At 45.3% G+C, this 18903-nt stretch carries 13 protein-coding genes; 6 read left to right on the plus strand and 7 right to left on the minus strand.

Translation table 11 applies throughout. The features are described 5' to 3' along the window. Positions 1-114: 114 nt before the first annotated feature. The 5 genes from ACKTT9_RS21680 (at position 115) to ACKTT9_RS21700 (ending at position 9724) form a co-directional block, all read left to right on the plus strand. Positions 115-5172, plus strand: coding sequence for an OmpL47-type beta-barrel domain-containing protein (locus tag ACKTT9_RS21680; protein ID WP_407867584.1), 5058 nt, complete (start codon positions 115-117; stop codon positions 5170-5172). A 128-nt stretch (positions 5173-5300) separates the two neighbouring features. Further along, entirely contained in the window at positions 5301-6617 is a 1317-nt protein-coding gene (locus tag ACKTT9_RS21685; RefSeq protein WP_407867585.1) for a spore germination protein, read from the plus strand. A 26-nt stretch (positions 6618-6643) separates the two neighbouring features. Then, positions 6644-7744, plus strand: a complete 1101-nt coding sequence (locus tag ACKTT9_RS21690; protein WP_407867586.1) for a GerAB/ArcD/ProY family transporter — start codon at positions 6644-6646, stop codon at positions 7742-7744. Then, positions 7734-8801, plus strand: a complete 1068-nt coding sequence (locus ACKTT9_RS21695; RefSeq protein ID WP_407867587.1) for a Ger(x)C family spore germination protein — start codon at positions 7734-7736, stop codon at positions 8799-8801. The genes ACKTT9_RS21690 and ACKTT9_RS21695 overlap by 11 nt, the downstream gene beginning before the upstream one ends. 383 nt (positions 8802-9184) lie before the next feature. Beyond that, the gene (locus ACKTT9_RS21700; RefSeq protein WP_407867588.1) at positions 9185-9724 is read left to right on the plus strand and encodes a cupin domain-containing protein; all 540 of its coding nucleotides are present in this window, start codon (positions 9185-9187) and stop codon (positions 9722-9724) included. Between the two features lie 6 nt (positions 9725-9730). Here the strand turns inward: ACKTT9_RS21700 and ACKTT9_RS21705 are convergent, their stop codons facing one another. Next, positions 9731-11074 carry a hypothetical protein gene (locus ACKTT9_RS21705; RefSeq protein ID WP_407867589.1) on the minus strand — a complete coding sequence of 448 codons (1344 nt, stop codon included), beginning with the start codon at positions 11072-11074 and terminating at the stop codon, positions 9731-9733. 133 nt (positions 11075-11207) lie between these two features. Continuing rightward, a complete protein-coding gene (locus ACKTT9_RS21710) occupies positions 11208-12005 on the minus strand; it encodes a class I SAM-dependent methyltransferase (protein WP_407867590.1) in 798 nt (265 codons plus the stop codon). 188 nt (positions 12006-12193) lie between these two features. Here ACKTT9_RS21710 and ACKTT9_RS21715 point away from each other — a divergent pair, with 188 nt between their 5' ends. Next, complete coding sequence (locus ACKTT9_RS21715; RefSeq protein ID WP_407867591.1) at positions 12194-13447, plus strand: esterase-like activity of phytase family protein; 1254 nt, start codon at positions 12194-12196, stop codon at positions 13445-13447. A 45-nt stretch (positions 13448-13492) separates the two neighbouring features. Here the strand turns inward: ACKTT9_RS21715 and ACKTT9_RS21720 are convergent, their stop codons facing one another. From ACKTT9_RS21720 to ACKTT9_RS21740, 5 genes are all read right to left on the minus strand, one after another. Beyond that, positions 13493-14809: a hypothetical protein gene (locus ACKTT9_RS21720; protein WP_407867592.1), complete on the minus strand. Its 1317-nt coding sequence runs from the start codon at positions 14807-14809 to the stop codon at positions 13493-13495. Between the two features lie 112 nt (positions 14810-14921). Continuing rightward, positions 14922-15131, minus strand: coding sequence for a hypothetical protein (locus tag ACKTT9_RS21725; protein ID WP_407867593.1), 210 nt, complete (start codon positions 15129-15131; stop codon positions 14922-14924). After that, complete coding sequence (locus ACKTT9_RS21730; RefSeq protein ID WP_407867594.1) at positions 15128-16219, minus strand: endospore germination permease; 1092 nt, start codon at positions 16217-16219, stop codon at positions 15128-15130. The genes ACKTT9_RS21725 and ACKTT9_RS21730 overlap by 4 nt, the downstream gene beginning before the upstream one ends. A gap of 10 nt (positions 16220-16229) precedes the next feature. After that, a complete protein-coding gene (locus ACKTT9_RS21735) occupies positions 16230-17348 on the minus strand; it encodes a Ger(x)C family spore germination protein (protein ID WP_407867595.1) in 1119 nt (372 codons plus the stop codon). An 11-nt stretch (positions 17349-17359) separates the two neighbouring features. Continuing rightward, on the minus strand, positions 17360-18784 hold the full coding sequence (locus ACKTT9_RS21740; protein WP_407867596.1) for a spore germination protein: 1425 nt from the start codon (positions 18782-18784) through the stop codon (positions 17360-17362). Positions 18785-18903: the final 119 nt, after the last annotated feature.

Below are 18903 nucleotides of genomic sequence, written 5' to 3' on the forward strand. Positions count from 1 at the left end.
GAAGGAGTAGCGGTGCTCTTGGGTTTGCAGAGTCGGAGCACCGCCTATACATGACGTGGACCCCGGATAGGATTAGGGAATCCTATTGATCATCTCATTCATTTGGAGGTAATTATGAGATCCCTACACAAGTCAAAACTCCTTGTTTCAATCCTTCTGTCGGCAATCATTGTCTCGCTGCTCCCTCTCTTCCCTGCTTACCGTGCCTTAGCTGCAGGAACAGGTATCACCCAGGATTATTGGAACAATATTCCTGGCGGGAAAGTAGAACAAATTCCGGTAAAAGCGCCCCCTTCGGGTTCCAGGATACTCACCAGCTTTGAGACACCCAATAATACCGGGGATCTGTATGGTTCACGCGTTTATGGTTTTCTGACGCCTCCGATCAGCGGTGGTTACACCTTCTGGATTGCTGCGGATGACAGCTCCGAGTTATGGCTGAGTCCGGATGGCGATCCTGCGCACAAAGAAAAAATCGCATGGAACACGGTTTTCGCCAAGCCCAGAGAATGGAACAAGTCTCCTACTCAGAAATCCGTGATCATTCCGTTAATAGGCGGCAAGAGATATTATATCGAGGCTCTGCACAAGGAAAACACCTCGAATGATAATCTGGCTGTCGCATGGCAAGGTCCGGGAATAACCCAACAAGTGATACCAGGCTCTTACTTGACACCATTTGTGCTGCCTGATGCACCAACAAATCCCGTCCAGGACGACACAGCAAACACATTCGGGTGGACGCCTGTTCCCGGTTATTCGGATCTAGCCGCCTATGAATACAGCACGGATCGCGGCAACTCGTGGCAAACGGTATCCATGAACCCGCTCCAGCTGGAGAATATCAATTATACGACCGGACAAATTCAGGTTCGGTTAAAAGAGACTTCAGCGCAGCCTGCAGGAAAGACTCTGTTTTCAACTACCTTCTACACACAAATTAAAGCTGCAGAGCCAACACCTGCGTATTCGTTGCTTTGGCGGATAGGGCTTGATGATCAGCTCTCTTCTGAATTTAGCGATTACAAATCATCTCCTACGGAATCCATTAATCTCCCTTCCGACTGGGCGACCCGCTCAGATTGGAGTTCGATTTCCAAAGGCTTAAAGCTTAGCCGCAACGGTACGATGGTGATTACTTACAACTTAGACGCAATTCCGGAGTATGGTGTGCAATTCAGCTTCAGGAGCTTAGATGCCTATGTATCCGTTCCGCAGTTAGCTGTCTTTTCCAATGATACAATGGCCGGATTAATCCAGATTGTCGGCCTTAGCGGAGGAAATACGAATCGGAAATTCAAAGAAACTTACGAGCTGTACATTCCTAAGGAAATGTTAAAGGTTGGACCTAATGAGCTGAAGCTCTCATTGGATCGTGGTTTGTATGCCGGAACTGCAGGCGACGAATTCCATTGGTTTGAATGGGATTATGCCAAACTTGAGGCTTTGATTGCTCCAGCAACGGAACCCATTCACGGCCGGTATATTCGTCTGGGAACGGCGTTAGTATCGCATGTGTTGAAGGACCGTGACTTGCAAACGATGGAAGTAACGAAGTGGCTGGGGCTTGCCTACAGTGGAAACGTCATACGCAGCAGCCAATTTTCGCGTGAATGGCTGACTGCCCTGCGCGATTTGAATTTAGCACCTGTGCTGCTGCCATTCGGAACTTACATCAAAGACCCGGAGCTCTCATCTGGCGTTGTTCCGGAGAAGCTGAAAGAGTACTATAACAATCTCATTGCAGATAATGGAGATTTGTTCGAATACCTGGAGCTGGATAATGAACCTGGTGTGTTCAACAATGCCTTTGCCGCTGACTTGGCGCTGGCCAAGTATGTTAGCGAGCAAAAGCCATTGTTAAACCCATGGTTGAAAGCGGTTTCTCCAGGTTGGGCCTACTGGCCTTCCAAAGGCATTCCGGATGGATGGGAGCGAGATCCTGCCTATCGCAGGCAAATCGAAGATTATACCGATATGACCAACGGTCACAGCTATACCTTAAGCGGCATTTCAAGCGGTGAAGGTGGCGCTCTTGTAGAAACACAGAAAACCTTTCCTGAATATCAAGGGGACGGACTCGCGAAACCGATGATGATGAGTGAAACAGGGGCTAATGATTTTCATACGGACAATAACCGGTATGACACTTTCACCCATCGCTTCGCCTCCATCTTCGATCGGGAAACGCGCAGCACGATTGGTTATCTGGATTACATTATGCAGCATGCCGCCTACTTCCGAGAGTACAGCTTGCTGAAAGAAGATATCGAGATGAATGCCGCTGATGATGCGGAAGCATGGATGAATGCGAGCGATCCCGATGAAACGCGATTGAAAATTTTCCGCCGCTTGGCGCTTGCCTACAGCACGCATGGCAAACCGCTCCCTTATGTGTATACCAATCAGAATGAGCTTGCCGGAAAAAAAGCTTACTTCCGTGCGGTGGATACATCAACGCTTAGTGTGAGCAGTACCGGAGCCAAATCCAACAAAATTCTGCTTAACTTTGTTAATTTCGAAACGACTCCGGTCACGATGAATGTGCACGTTACCCTGCCTGCTAACGTTCAGTATGCGGCAGAACGTTTTGGTGCAGGCAACACATATGCAGCTGCTCGCAGTTTTAGCATCGTTGACGCCGCTTTCGGCGCACAGTTATCGGAAACGATTCAGCCCGGTGAAGCCGTTCAATACATCTTGACTCCGTACGAAAATGCCAAACCAAGTACACCTTCGCTGCAAGCGCGGGCCGTTTCATACAAACAAATTAAACTGACATGGCAGCCCTCTACGGATAATGCAGAAGTGGCAGGTTATAAGCTGTATGATAACGGCGTATTGCTTGCAAAGCTTCCTAGAGCAGTCACACGCTACACACATCAAGATGTGAGTCCTGAGAGTGCTCACTCCTATACGCTTATCGCTTATGATGATTCGGGCAATGAATCCGTGCCGAGCTCCCCAATTGCCATATCTTCCTTAACTTTACCTTCCTCCCCTTTTACAACGACATCTACAGGAGCTTTACATGTGGAATCGGAGCAAACGGAGCTGGAAGGTGTGACACATCATGGCACATTTGTCGGGATGTATTACACGCAAGGGAGAATGAATTTGCTGAAACCTCCCGTCAAAGCAAATACCAATTATATTCTTAAGCTCAAATATAGTGCTGCAGCGAATAAAAAGGTCAATCTCACGATCAACAATCAGTTGATTCGCTCCATTGATTTGCCTGGAACGGAGCCTAACGTCTATACGACAATCGAATACAATGTCATGATGCCTGCGGACGTAAGCAATCTTGTGCTTTCCATCGTCAAGAGCACCGATAATGTATTTGCTTACTTCGATTGGTTTGAGCTGACGGAAGGCCTCTTGGATGAAACACCTCAAAACCTGTGGACGAATGTTGTTCATTCCAGTCCCAATACGTATTACTCCTCTGCTACCTTTGCTTTAGGGGCTAATGGAGCGGATCTTCATGAAACGACAACACCTGGCGATTACGCAGCTATGGCTTTTAGAGGCACGGGAATCCGATGGTATTCCGATATTGAGTCTACTTTGGGAGTGGCAGATGTTTATATGGACGATGTCCTGCAAACAACGGTTGATTTGAAAACAGCAAACACACAAGGCGCGAAGAAGCTGGTTTTCGAAAAAACAGGCCTCCCCATGGCAAATCATATCATCAAAGTTGTCGCTAAAAACGGCCGTGTTATTCATCAATCGTTTGAATTTCTGAGCTTGGAACGCCAGCCCCTGACTCCCGGCCCTGATTTGATTGTAACCGACCTTGGAACGGATCCAGCCAGTCCTTATGCCGGGCAAACAGGCGTGCGTTTCTATGTCACCGTGAAAAATGTAGGGCTTCTTCCCACCCCTGCCGGACAGATTACAGGAGCTGTGTTCGGGTTGAACGGTGGTTCGTTCGGCTATACAGATACGTACAATCAATCTATTCCAGTTGGCGGCACTGCTACGCTGTATACGAATGCTGGAGGTGAAAACGGGTATTGGGAAGTGCCCAATGGAGAAGCCACTTACCAATTAAGCGTCAATATTAATGATATCGGGCGATTCACAGAGATGGATCGTAGTAACAACACCAAAGAAATTACGTTTCAGATAACTAAGCGGGATGTCTCCCCTCCTGTGACCACGGCGACAGCGGACGGAGCAACGGGTTCTGGCACATTCAATAAGCAAAATGTGCAGGTTGCCTTTACAGTCGAACATCCGACTGTCGGGGTAGGCATCAAGCGGACCGAGTACCGCATTCTGGGAGGAGCAGAGACTTGGCAGGCTGTCACCAGTCAGCCGGTCACTTTCGCCGATGATGGGATTTACCGAATCCAATACCGCTCCATTGATACAATGAATAACGAAGAAGTGCCCAAAGATTTGATTATAGGCATCGATAAAACGGCTCCAACTACCACCCATACCTCCTTAGAGGGCTGGCAGCGCACACCGCAAACCGTCACATTAGCGGCCTATGATACTTTAAGCGGCGTACAACAGACCTTCTACTCCCTAAACGGTGGAACACCAAGTGCCGGAACATCGGTTACCGTAAGCACTTATGGTGTGAACACGATTTACTACTACAGCACGGATATCGCCGGGAATCAAGAAGCTGGGCACTCTGTCGAAGTTCGTTATGATCCACAAGCTCCTGAAATCAATATAGCCGGTCCGTTAACGGTTTATTGGACGGATCCAATTGTATTAAATGTTGGGATTTCAGATGCTTTAAGTGGAGTAGCCTCATCAAAAGTTAAAATGGACGGCGTCATTGTCAGCCCCAACATAAACCTTCAACCGCTTAATTTATGGTTGGGTCAGCATACAATTGAAGTTACAGCATCCGACCACGCGGGCAATACAATTGTACGTACCTATGTATTGAAGGTCATCATGGATCTGGATCATTTAGACGATCTCCTCCGGTTATTATGGAATCTAGGTTATTTCAAAAACCAAACCGTCTATAACAGCCTGCAGACAGCGGTCGCCGTGCTTCAGAAACTGGTGAACCAAAATCAACTGAAAGATCCGACTTTCTTTGATGCCGCCATTAGAGACAGCAAGTATGTGGACAGCGCGACTGCCAAGATGCTTCAGGATGCCCTGCAATTTTTACAGCAAAAATTTGGGAAGTAAATTGGAAATAAGGGTCATTGTCCAAAGTTGTTTTTGGATGATCGGCCCTTATTTGATTGCTTGCATCATGCACGTGAAGGCTGAATAATTCCCAATTTATAGTAAACACTATCTCAGGGAGGTTAGCCATGAGCAATTTTTTGGAGGTCATAGGAAAAAAAGCAGAGCTACACCGTGATTTGAAAATCGAACGGCTGCAACTCGGAGCGGAATCGATGTGGTTGGTTTACTATGATTCTGTTGTTAATTCGCAGGAAACCATTATGTTTATTTGGACCTCCGGCGTTACGTCCAACGTTTCCTACGAGGATATTTGCATGCGATTGGTTGGCAAGCCATGGAGCCCTCAGGCGATGAGTGAGCTTCAACTGGGACGGGTGGTTTTAATTAACGCCACGGGTGAACAAGCATTCAGTTTTCAAGGAACTCCCACTTCTCTTACCCGATCTATTGAAAAGCCCGAGAACGAATCGATGCCATTCGCTCCGGCCGTCGCCTTCATGGAACCGTTAACCACGAACATTGGACTCATTAGAAAATCACTAAATTCGCCCTATTTAATAGCTGAAGGTTTTACATTTACAGGAGGCGCAACGAAAGAGGCGTCTTTGATTTACCATTCAGAGCTTGTCAATAAGGAACTGCTGCATCAAGTAAAAAGTAACTTGCAGAATGCTTCAAACAGAGATTTACAGACGGGTCAAGACCTGATGGAAATACTCGGCTGCAGCCGTTTTGACTTGTTGTCACCTTTTTATAAAACAGAGATCCCTATGCAAGCAACCTCATCCATGATGAAAGGCCGAGTCATCCTGTTGATAGATGGCGAGCCCGTCGCTTACGTGCTGCCCCTGTTATTTGGCGACTTTATTTCTATTCAGTGGGATAGACAACTTCCCCTGCTCATTATGCTTGCGCTCCGTTCCTTACGTTTAATGAGCCTGCTAATCGCGTTACTGACCCCTGGACTTTATGTAGCTCTAGTCTCCGTAAATCCGGAAACACTGCGGATCGAACTTGCCCTCTCCGTAGCCAGCAGCCGAATCGGCATCCCGCTGCCTACCTTTTTAGAAATGGCTTTTTTATTAATCGTTAGCGAAATCAGTATTGAATCCACACAGCGGTTACCCAAAAGTATTGCAGCCTCCATTACGGTCATCGGGGGTATCGTTCTTGGAACAGCCATTGTCGATGCAAAACTGGTCAGCAGTCTTGTTATCATTGTGTTGTCCATTTCCGTTACGGCCACCTTTGCTTTTCCTAATTACTTAAACACGTTGAATATACGAATTATGAGAGCAGTTATCGTTGTGCTTTCCGGCATTTTTGGTGTGTTCGGTTTGTTCGCCGGTTTTATAGCGATTTGCTTCTACGTGTGTAGAATTGAACACTTTGGTATACCGTTTATGAGTTTTTTCGATTTCAAAAAATTAAGACAAACTTAACAACTGAAAAGGAGTGACGCCAGCCTATGAGTTCTCGATGGATTTCTACGTTAACAATCCCCTTTTTTTTCATCGGATCTCATTGCAGTATCATATTTTTGCTCTTTCCAAGAGCGATGTTACATACGACGAAATATGGACATTGGGAACCAGCCATGATGTACATGCTTATTGAATTGATCCTCATGGTCATTCTCTTGAAAGGTTTGAACAAAGCAGGGAATCTGGATTATGCTGATCTGCTTCTTCCGCTTGGTAGATGGGTTAGTACCGTCCTGCTTCTTCCACTTATTCTCTATATACTCCTTATTGGAGTTATGGCCATTCGCGGCTTTGCTGAACTCATGATTATCGTATTCGTGGTCCGATCGCCGTTAATTTCAATTTTGCTATTACTTTCTTCCATTACGCTACTTGGAGCTTCAATTGGACCACGAGGTATCTTAAGAGCCAGCACTTTATTGTCATTTCTGTATTTCCCAGCTCTTTTATTTGCCCTATTGGGATGTTCCGTTAATGCAAGGTTGACCAACCTATTTCCACTTGTAAATACAAGCTTTGACTTTATGCAGCATTTTGAGTTCCTCGTTCCCTTATTTACGATCTGCCCTTTCCTTCTTCTGGGTATGCTGCCGCCTGTTATTAAAGTACAGTTGAAGCCGCTCTTGATTACAATGATTCCATTGACTGTGCTGTATGTGGTGATCATCTATATTCCCATGCTTGTCTTTGGTGTCAACGCAGCAACATTAATGAATTTCCCACTGGTAACAAGTATTGACACAGTTAATCTTACGTGGACCATATTTCATCGAATTTCATTATTCTATGCCGTCGCTCTGCTTGCTTTCGTGCTAGTCATCACCTCATACGCGCTTTGGGCTTCATCTGTGTTAGTTCGCAAAATGATACCTGGATGGAAGGAGACTTATATTAGGCCCATCCTAGGCTTGCTTGTATTTGTTGCATCCGCGATGATTCCGAATTGGAGTTCCTATGTGAAGATTTACGCATCCGATATCGGGTTTCGTATCTTTGTCTTCTTGGTGATCCCCATTGCTGTGTATCTCCGAGGTGGTTTCATTCAAAGAGCGTATAGAAAGAAGGTTTTCAAAAATGATGCGTAAGCTTCAGACCGGAGCTCTGCTAATCATATGCGCAGTACTGCTAACCGGCTGTTGGGATATTAAAGACGTAAATCATCGGGTATTGCCCATTGTCATGGGGATTTCCTATGGCAAAGTCAGTAAATACAGAATTCATATTCAAATTCCATCACCTCAAAAGCAAGGATTATCGTCCAAGGTTTACTACAAAGAAGCCGACACGATCAGTAAAGCACTTACGGATATTGATACAGATATTGAAGCCGGCATAGATTTTATGCATGTACAATTTATCGTTTTTGATCGTAAGCTTGCGGAAGATGGGATTCAAGAAGCGATAGCCTTCATCACGAGAAGCCAGCAACTCCCTACCAAAGCGCTGGTGGCTATTACCTCGGAGGAAATCGGGGCTTTTCTGGCTCATACAGGTCGTGTCATCCAGACGGACGGAAGCGCACTCATGAATTTTTTCAATAAAAATGCAGGATGGAGTCCTGAAATTAATTTAGCCTATGTTTGGAAAATTTTTGGCGCCATGCACTCAGACACGGAAGATGTCACCATCCCCATTCTACGATCTGGAAAATCAACGATGCTGGAGTTTCAAGGGTCTGCCGTCATGGCCAAGGGGAAAATGAAAGGGGAAATTAAAAAGGAACAATCTCTGTTAATCAACCTATACGAAGAATTGTTTCAAGGTTCTGTTGTTCAAGTAACGAATCGGGCAAGCGTAGCCATTGTCAAATGTAAAAACCGCATACATACCGATTGGCGTGATGAACATCCCGTACTTCATATGAATATGCAGCTTTCCTTGCATCTTATTGAAAACAACGGCAATTTAAATGAAAAACAAATCGAGGAAGCCTTCGCCAAAGATATAAAAAAGCGGTATGAGGAGCTCTTCAGTCAGCTAAAAACGATAGGATCCGATGCTTTAGGAACAGGTCAATATTTCAGGAACAAGCTGCCCTTCGATCAGCTCGCGAACTGGCGTCAAGACTATTATCCTAAATTGGAAACTGATCTGACAATTGGATGCATTATCACGAATAGCGGCGATGTATATGAAAATTAACTGTGTTCAGCAAATACATAATAGAGGCTTCCTAGCCTCTATTTTTTTGTGGCTATCCAGACGGTCCATGAGTCTTTTTCGACAATGGGAAGACCCGATATCCGCCACTCCTTTATTGCGAACATCCATCCTTTTCTCAATGAATCTCATCCATGTATCATCAGCTGTCCTTGTTGTATACGTCCCCTTGTTCTTTTCATCGTGAAAATTGATCGGCATAAAAATTCCTCCCCAATTATTTTAATTTTGTTAATTGGCTGAGCGTATTGACGATACACATTTGGAAGGGATACCATGAAGCTGGGATGCCATCTTTTCTTGGAACTACGACGAGGAATGACTCCCTGTATTAGCTGACTTTGACCATGAATAAGGAGGCTGTCATGACAACTCTTGACAGACAAATAACGAATCCCCGCAGCGGACAAAAAATGATATTCCGTACGACCGGGGAAGAGACGAATGGTGCCTTGTTGGAAATTGAAAGCTTTAATCCGCCCTCGCAAGAAAGAGAACCCGAACATATTCATCCGAAACAAACAAGTTCATTGGAAGTGATTTCCGGTAAAATCCACTTCTATATTAACGGCGAGACCCGTGTTCTAGGACCAGGAGATCTCTTGGAGATTCCTGCGGGAGTTCCTCATTACTTCTGGAATGAAGACGCTGCAGAAGCGCATACGATTCAAAAGTTTACGCCTGCACTGGAGATTGAAGGATTTTTCCGTACCTATTTCGCTCTTGCAAGAGACGGTAAACTTAACGCAAAAGGCACGCCTAACTTAGTCCGTATGTCTCTTCCTATGCTCAATTATCAGAACGAAATTCAAGTGGTAAATCCTCCATGGCCAGTGCAGAAAACCGTCTTCAAAATCCTTTCTCCATTAGCCAGGCTGCTAGGTTATAAAGAGAAATATGAGTGACATCCATTATAGAAAATCAACTGTAAAATACTGTGCTATTTTATTTAGATACCACTGATCCTTCGTAATCCATGAACCGCCGGATGGCATGTAAGCAATGAAATTGGCCAATGTCTGAGAGCGATCCTCGATGTCCAATGCTTCCCTTGCGTCAGAGGAGGACATACTGTTGTCCATATGAAAGGCAACGACACCGTGAATATATAGATCCTTATTGCCATTTTGCATGGAGAAGATCATGCTGGTGCTGTACCCTTCGACATGTGTATGTTTGGCAGGTGTATCACGGGTTGGATTGTTGCGTCCGGCATTCCAGTTATTGTGGACCATGGTGACGTATTTATCGAGCGCTTCATCTGTGGCTTGCTGATGAATGTATACCTCCGGCTTTGGTTCAGCGTTGAAATCCGACTCTAAGCTCTCGATGCGCCTAGAGAGAAACGCTAAGTTGTCCGACACTTCCTTCAAAGGGAAGGCGCCTAAATCCTCAGCTTTTACAAACAGGAACGTATTTAAATAATCTTGAAGCTGAGGAGCCAGTCGGGCAAGCGTTGCATCTTGTGCGATTCGGCTGTTCAACCTTTTCACCTCTTGAAGAATGTTCTTCGAGAAGTCCAGAACGTAAGACTCCATCTCTTCAATGGCGGCCATATCTATAGTCAAAAGCGAATCAGGCTTCGATAAAGAGGCCATCGCATAGTAATTCAGTAGCTTTGTTTTCATATCACCGGGAAAAATGTGCATGTGCGTCCGCAGATCTTCCAAGCGCGGCAGTATATCTTCCTTACTTGTATGTTCCTCAACCGTATCATAAAAAATATCCGTCTCCCCATCGTCATTGGAAACCGTTGGGTCCAAGTACAGCTTTTGCAGGACATTGCTCGCAAGTTGGCTGATTTGGTCTCGGGACTGCTCCCATTTATCTTTCGCTAACTGTACAGTAAAGTCCGCTTCATCTATTTCCTGCTCCAATATCGCATTAAATGTATAAGGATTCACCCGTGCATTTGTTTTCGCCGAAAGGATTTGGCTCTTCATCCCTATCAGCTCGAAAGCTTGCAATAAGTCGCTTGTCGTTGCGCTGCGTTTCAAACTATCGCTGTACTGGGCTACTAATTTTCGTTGAATAACAGGCTGCCCAATCGACGTGGTTGGCGCTGCCAGCTGCTGCGACATCATACGCGCCACTTCTTTATTGCCAATCGTCCTCTGAAGCTGCAGAACAGAGGAGGCATTCATCGGCATTCGCAGGGAAGAAGATGGCTGATCCGCCATTTTTGAAGATGGAGACTGCTTCTCCAACGAGGAATTGCTCGTTCGGGTTGATTTCGAAGATGCATGGGCTTGCATACGGGTTTCGAGCCTCCTTAGTGCTGATTAACAATGAATCTGATATTAATTATAGTACCACAATTTACCACGGTGGAGATTGGTAGAATTGATTGGTAGCCTCGCTGTGTGAAAGATTGGTTTTAAGCGTTGATTACGAAGCTTTTGCTGTTAACAAGTGATAGTAATTAAATACTTTCAGTCCTTGCTTTGTTGCATACTTGTTAAATATTACCTCGACATCTTGCAGACACTCCTGCCATACGATTTCCTTTAGTTTGTGGTTCTGCCCAAAGCATTTTTTGATAAGCACATCTTCAGGCGTAGCAAGGTATTCTATCTCTTCAAGCAGCTCTACATGAATATCCGTTAACCCACTCCCGTGAAGATTAAGATTAGACAATATATCATTTGCTTCAGGTTGAGGCATTGGTGAATAGAGACCTGGAAAACGATCTCTTAAACCTCCATGGCTACCTGCATGATAGAGAGCCATAATCATTCCGCCAGGTTTGACAATGCGATTTCCTTCATGATACCAGTCTCTTGGTCCTTTTTTCGTATAGGCTACATCGAAATAATCATCTGGAAAGGGTAAATGACCATTCCCATCCGTAACCATGAAATTGATGTTCCCCAATGTCTTACTCAGGTTGCCCTTATCAATAAAACCCTCTAGAACATCAATACCGACAATTTCTCTGGCATCTAGGCCAAATTGTAAGGCAAAATCACCGTGTCCGCATCCTACATCCAATAATCGGCCATAATTTAAGTTAGCAGCTATTTTATTACCGAAAATGATTTCAGCTCTCGGCTCTTCGAACTGCGACTTCCACGGGTATCTGTACTCTCCTGTTTCTATGAATAATTGTTCATACCATTCACTGCTATGAGGTGGTATCCATTCTGGGTGTTTCATTGGATCAAAAAGGATCTTGCCATCTGACATCTTAATCCCTCCCATGATCTTAAAAACTCTATTTACAAGTATTCTGGAATTAATTGGATAATCCTTTCTGTCCCAGAATTAAAGCTTATGTAAATTTCCCCATATCCTATTGTCCCGTTCTGACGCATTTCTATATAATGAGAGTGTCCTCGTTACTGATGGATGAATTTGGGAGAGAAGGTGTTGACGTGAAGGTAAGAAAGCTCATATCCGCAAGTGCTGTCGCCGGTTTGTTGCTGGCCTCTGTACCATTCACTGCCGCTTCGGCCGCCACGACGGAACCAGGTGGACAAGCTCCAATGACGGAAGGCCAACAACCGAAAGCAGCGAACCCTCATAAGCAAGCGAAGCATGCTCAAAATCACACGGTCGGACAACTTACGTTTATTGGTGAGCAACGAATCGCAAACGATCTGAAGTTCGAGGAAACGCTTGTTGGCGGATTATCCGGTATTGATTACAACCCAAGAACGCATCAATGGATTCTGATCAGTGACGATCGTTCAGACAACGCTCCTGCTCGTTTTTACACTGCGAAGCTGAAATACGATACCAAAAGCTTTTATGGTGTCGAACTAACCGGTATGACGCAATTCAAACAAGAGGATGGTACAACTTATCCAAACAAAAAAGAGTACACGGCTAATCAGCAAGGCATCGTCCCTGATCTGGAATCGATCCGCTTTGATCCTAACGGCAAATCGATCTGGTATACGAGCGAAGGCGATCGCACGCTGAATTTGAACCCTTTTATCCGCCAAGCGACATTAAAAGGCAAATACTTGTCTTCCATCCTGACTCCTAAAGCATTCCAAATCGACGCCAATAGCGGCAGCTCCACGCAGAAAGGTTTCCGCAACAATCTCGCTCTGGAAGGAAGCAGCTTCTCCCCGGACGGAAAATACTACTTTACATCCATGGAAGCCGCGCTCTACCAGGACGGCGAAATTTCGACGGTGGATGCTGGTTCCTATTCCCGAATAACGAAATATAATCGGAGCGGCGACATCATCGCGCAGTATGCTTATCCGATTGACGCCATCCCGGCTAAACCCGGACAAGGCAAAAGCGCCGATAACGGCGTTTCGGAAATGCTTGCGATCAATGATCACCAGTTCCTCATCTTAGAACGTTCCGGCGTGCAAGCCGCCGACGGCAATTATTCCAATTATATTCGCATCTATGAAGCGGATGCTGCTCAAGCGACGAATGTGAACAACCTTGATTCGTTAACGGCCGGCCAATTTACACCTCTTACAAAGAAGCTGGTGCTGGATCTTAATACATTAGGCCTGCCGAAACTCGACAATGTAGAAGGTATAACATGGGGACCGAAGCTCCAAAACGGGCACGACAGCCTTGTTGTCGTCTCTGACAACAATTTCGGTGCTTCGCAAGTGACGCAGCTTCTAGCCTTCGACGTTTCACCTGAGAAGAAGTGAAAATCGCTATAGAAAAAAGACCGCATCCAGCGGTCTCTTTTTCATTTATAGGCGCTCGAATTTCTTAACTCCCTTCGGAAGTGGGACGTTCGCGGGATTCGGCTCCTCCCTCTTATCCGGGACGATCCGTCCATCCACAAGAATCGCCATATAAATCGTATTCGGATTCAGTTTAGAAGGAGGTTCCGCGGTTTCGGTCTTATTGAAGAATAATTTCCCACCTAATTCCCACAAAGGTAGACCGTCACCTTGCACGGCAGTACCCACCATCTTTGTAAAATCTCCAACCTTGCCATCGGATGCTACATCTACACCTCTAAGCATACTTGACGTAAGCGGCGTATTTTGACCATGCCGCATATTCACCTTGCCGGTCTCCCCAACGGGCATGTCGCCAGTGACATCGACAGTAGCAAAACCGCCTAATGCTGTCTCAAGCATATTGACAATAAACTCCCAATCCTCCTCCGCATCGGGAGGGTAGACCGTAAGAAATTTATCGATAGGCTCAGGAGTTTGGGTAATATCGAATTTATGGTAGACCTTCCAACTTGTAAGTAATGGACTGACCATCTTCGCAATTGCCAGACGCTGGTTGGCATCACCAGAGCCAACATGTGCTTTCCAACTTACGTGTGCAATCGTACCATTCCCCCATGACATATAATTGCGGTCTTGCTTGTACCCACTCTTCTCCAAATATTCGTCCATCGTCTCGGAAGCTTTTATTTCTTTCTTCTCTTCCACGATCTCCTGTTGCTTTGTCAGAGGAGCAATGACTTCTCTTTTGCTAAAAGCTTCTGCCCGACGGCGTCCATCTCGACCATCCGATGGTGCCTCCGCTTCTTGAATGACAGCTCTTCTCTGCTCGATACTCTCCAAAATCTCATTAACTTTAAGCAGTTTTGCCGGATCCTTCTTCTTTAGTTTCTTACTGCTTTCCCTTAGATTGTAGCTTGCACGCCATTCTCCAATAATAAGTTCGAGCTTCGTTAATTGCTCTTTCTGAGCAGCATAATCCGTATTGCCTAACTTCTCGTATGCGACGAGCGCATCGCCAAGATTGCCCCATGAAGTCTTACCGAACCCAAACTTGGTGCCGGCTGTCAGCCCATCTCTCTCCAAATCCTGTTTCGTTGGCAGACCTGGTGCCCTTTGCACGACAATTTCTGTTGGCGCTGCTGAAAGCTGCATGTCTCTTTGCAGCAACTCTCCTACTCTTCGGTTTCCCAGTGTCCGCTGCAGCTGCATCCAATGGCTAGTTGTTGCGCTGCGCTCCACCTTGGGAACAGCTCGTTCGCCGCTTTCGCTATCCTTTTTCTGCACGCCCCGCGTTGGAGCCTGCGAACGCATTCCTGTCATTCAAACCGCCCTTTCAGGATGGGAGTATATGGTAGTGAATATCCTTACTATACCATATCCTGCGAAGACCGTTTCCCCCAGGATCAATATGCAATTGAACATTGTTGGAACTTTATAGGTTTAATTGCAGACTATCAATCATCCAGGCAATTGCTTTGTTCAGATCAAGCGGATGATGCATAATAATGCTTACCCACAGCACGAAGCCTATACACGTGATAATTACGAATGCCCACACCTCTCTGGCTTGCAATCGCAGATAACGTAAGATTACGAATCCCACGACAGAAAAAGCAATAAACGTTCCCAAGAGACCAATCATATGACACGTTCACCTCTTCCTTTGCGCATCCAAGTAAACACTAACATGAGAACGGGGAAACCAATTCCGAACGGCACATAATAAACAAATAAATAATCATGAATCCACAAGGCATTCTCAGCAATGTTGGAGAACAAAAGCGAATACCCGGAGATAATGGCTATCAGAGGAAAAGCAACGACGGCACGACTGCGTATGGTAAACACTTGGCAAATAGCTGTAACAGCAAAGTAATAGATTGCGCTCAATTTTACAAAGACAACTAACAGCATGTTCATGGAAATAATGGATTCAAGATGCTCAATGAAGCTGGAAAACTCCATTTCCCGAAAGATGGTGTACTTCGGATAAATGAGATGGGATGATCTATAGACTCCAAGAATCCCAATTGCAAAAAAAACGGAAAGCGCAATTTGAATCCCTCCAAAGAGCGTCCCGCCTAAAACGGCCGTCTTCAGCTTTGAGCGAACCATTGGAAATATCATCATACAAGCAACGGTCTCCAAGAAAGGAAAACCCAATGCATATTTTGTTTCCACAAGTGTTTGCCAAAAATGAAAATCCGTTGGGATATGAAAATTTCGCCATTCCCATTCGTTTAACATGACGGTATAAGGAAGCCAGAAGGAAATGGATATATAAGGCACGATAAATATGCTAACGAGGGATATCGCTCTGATCCCTTTCATTACTGCATATGCGCACACAACAAGGGTCATTAGATGAAATACCGTTTGAGGTGTCTTGGGCATCATCGTGACATGTAAATAATCACTGACATTCCTCGTCACCCAAGCAGCAATTTGGAGAAAGAAAATAATATAGCAGACGGAGATAAAACCGCCTGCGTATTTGCCGAATAACTGGTTCAATATTTGCACGAGAGAAAGTCCGGGATGTTTTCCAGAAATATAAATCCATAAACATCCCACAAGAACACCGAAAGCCGCCCCCCATATATGAACAAGCCATCCAAATTGCTTTGCATCTGCGATCGTCGCGTTTGGCAGCATGATAAAGGTGGTCCCCACGACAAAACATGTCACAACACAAAACATTTGGAAAGGGGTTAATGAAGTTTGTTCCAACGTTATTCTCCTATTCGTACGGTGTAATGGTGTTTCCTAAAAAAATCAGCTTGGAACGGATTTCAAATTCGACTTGAACCTCTTTCCATCTATCTCGGCCCTGTTCCGTATCACCGATACCAAGCATGTCCCAGTCTTTCTCTAAAGCGAAATGAACGAACTCTTCGCACTTCTTTTGGTAGGTGCGGTTAAAGGCTGTTTCCATTTCTTTAATGTTCTGAATTGTTAATTTCTTATCCTGCTCGTTGTTTATTAAGCCCATTTTGGTATACATTCGAATGTGAAGCTTGTCCTTCGCTAACCATTTCCGCTTGATCTGAATATTGCGCATCTCTACAGCAATCGTATCGCCATTTAGTTTAAACGCTTCTTGTTTACGGGTCGCATATCCGTTCAGCACATAATAATTGTTCTTGATGTCATCGCTGATCTTCCCGACCATCTTGGCCCTAATAAATACGGCTCCACCATTAAATTTCAAACTCTGCTTTGTAGCATTCATATCTTCCAGCCGATCGGACAGAGATGCAGCATTGTCCCCTGTATACTGAATAATGGGCATAACGGTCGGCCTGCTGAAGGGAATACCTGCGACAAGATCTTTCATCCTTGTCGGCAGCTTGTTAATCCCGAACCTTCTAGCATGCCAATCCAGTAATAAACGGATATTTCGCCCTGGAACACGGTCTAATAAAGTGAACGTATTGATCACGTTGGACACGGGATCTTCCGAAACAATGGCGTAAACATTGGTTCGGCGTTCCTTATAATTTTCCAAATAATTGGCCATTTTGAATAAACCTTCTCTTGCCATACGCTCCGATACGACATAACACTGTAGATGTGAGGTGTACAAATTTCTAGACATTACCGCGCCAGTTTGTTCCAATGTACGCCCCATGGTCGGAGATGTCGTCTTGTAGGTATAAACCGCTGCTTTCGCCGGACCTGATCTACGAGCTTCAATACTTGGCGGATTGAGAACTTGATAATAGGCGTTGAACATTCCATTCTCATCCCGGTCTATCGCAATCATGTCGACGATAGCGAGTTGATTAATCTCCTTCATGTCCCAGCAACCTGAACATAGCAGCAAGCCGGATACAAGAACTAAAAGCTTTTTCTTCACATCGAATCACCTTACCCATTCCCCTTACTTCGATGACGATTCATTAATGGCCGATTAATACGGATAAAGGTGTCTCTCCAATTGGATAGCTTTAGAGGCGCCATTGGCGCAAAATACGGAACGTTCATGGATTGAAGCGATACCAAATGGATCAGCAGTACAAACACACCGCACATGATGCCAAAAAAGCCTAAAATGCCGGCTAAAAACATAAATACAAATTGGATGAGCCGCTGAGCGATACCAAATCCATAATTCGGGGCAACGAAATTTGCAATGGCGGTTAACGATACGACAATAACCATCGCTGCCGACACGATTCCTGCCTCTACCGCTGCTTGGCCAAGCACCAGTGCGCCCACAATGGATATCGCTTGGCCGGATATTCTTGGCATGCGCAGTCCGGCTTCCCGAAGGACTTCAAAAATAACCATCATCCCGAAAGCTTCAATCACGCCCGGGAACGGCACGCCCTCCCTTTGTGAGGATAGGTTGGCCAGCATGGATGAAGGAAGCATTTCTTGATGATAACTGGCAAGGGAAATAAATAAAGCAGGTGTAAATACGGATATAACAAAAGCTAACATGCGGAGCCAGCGCAATAAGGTAGCGATATCAGATCTTTGGTAGTAGTCCTCGGATGTAGAGAATGACTGAAAAAAAGTAATAGGCCCTGCTAATACATTAGGAGTCCCGTCCGTAATGACGGCTGCTTGTCCCTCAAGCAACCTGGCAACAATGGCATCAGGCCTTTCTGAGGACATGAACTGGGGAAAAGGCGTCAAGGTCTTGTCTTGGATAAACTCTTCAACATAGGCGCTCTCAAGAATGCTGTCCGTTTGAATCGCTTTCAGCCTCTTGCGAAACTCAAGAATTAAGGCGGGATCAGTAATTCCCCTCATATAGAGCAAACAAACCGTTGTATGGGTTTCGGTTCCAATGACCATCTCCTCAACAACCAATTTTTCGCTCTTCAGCCGTTTGCGAATAAGTGATAGATTGCGCCAGCAATTCTCCACGAAACCTTCTCGTGGTCCTCGGACCACTGATTCTGTTTCTGGCTCAGTTATGCTGCGCGTCTCTTGTCTACAGACAGCTATGGATACGGCATCTTGCCCAGGCAAAGCGACAATACATTGCCCTTTCAGCAATTCTTTAATGCAGGAATCCGCCCCGCTCACTTCCTTAATTTCCGCTTGTTTGAATGCGGATAGTAACCAATGAAAAGGGTCTTGCTCCTCCTTCAACGGGGAATACGGCGTCAGTATACCGGATATAACCAATTCATCTATCAGCTTTTGATCCGTGATCGTATTTAAATACATGCATGTTATTTCGATTCGATCCTGAAGGATATAGGTTTTAATGACAAGATCAGGTGAGTCGTTCAGTCTTCGTCGAATGATGGTCGAGATGTTTTCTATTTGTTGATCCATCCGAAGCCCCCCCTTTCTTAAGCTAAGGTTTCCCTATCCCCAATTCTTCCATTCATAAAATTTCCAGATACGGAAAAAGGAGTACCGACAGTTGTCAGTACTCCTTTTCTATATCTGCT

The sequence above is a fragment of the Paenibacillus sp. P36 genome, from assembly GCF_045866505.1.
In the GTDB taxonomy this organism is placed as follows: Bacteria; Bacillota; Bacilli; order Paenibacillales; family NBRC-103111; genus Paenibacillus_E; species Paenibacillus_E chondroitinus.

Excerpts from the sequence above, each read along its gene's own strand:
- ACKTT9_RS21680 (WP_407867584.1), top strand. The coding sequence starts at position 115 with ATGAGATCCCTACACAAGTCAAAACTCCTTGTTTCAATCCTTCTGTCG.
- ACKTT9_RS21685 (WP_407867585.1), top strand. The coding sequence starts at position 5,301 with ATGAGCAATTTTTTGGAGGTCATAGGAAAAAAAGCAGAGCTACACCGT.
- ACKTT9_RS21690 (WP_407867586.1), top strand. The coding sequence starts at position 6,644 with ATGAGTTCTCGATGGATTTCTACGTTAACAATCCCCTTTTTTTTCATC.
- ACKTT9_RS21695 (WP_407867587.1), top strand. The coding sequence starts at position 7,734 with ATGATGCGTAAGCTTCAGACCGGAGCTCTGCTAATCATATGCGCAGTA.
- ACKTT9_RS21700 (WP_407867588.1), top strand. The coding sequence starts at position 9,185 with ATGACAACTCTTGACAGACAAATAACGAATCCCCGCAGCGGACAAAAA.
- ACKTT9_RS21705 (WP_407867589.1), bottom strand. The coding sequence starts at position 11,074 with ATGCAAGCCCATGCATCTTCGAAATCAACCCGAACGAGCAATTCCTCG.
- ACKTT9_RS21710 (WP_407867590.1), bottom strand. The coding sequence starts at position 12,005 with ATGTCAGATGGCAAGATCCTTTTTGATCCAATGAAACACCCAGAATGG.
- ACKTT9_RS21720 (WP_407867592.1), bottom strand. The coding sequence starts at position 14,809 with ATGACAGGAATGCGTTCGCAGGCTCCAACGCGGGGCGTGCAGAAAAAG.
- ACKTT9_RS21725 (WP_407867593.1), bottom strand. The coding sequence starts at position 15,131 with ATGATTGGTCTCTTGGGAACGTTTATTGCTTTTTCTGTCGTGGGATTC.
- ACKTT9_RS21740 (WP_407867596.1), bottom strand. The coding sequence starts at position 18,784 with ATGGATCAACAAATAGAAAACATCTCGACCATCATTCGACGAAGACTG.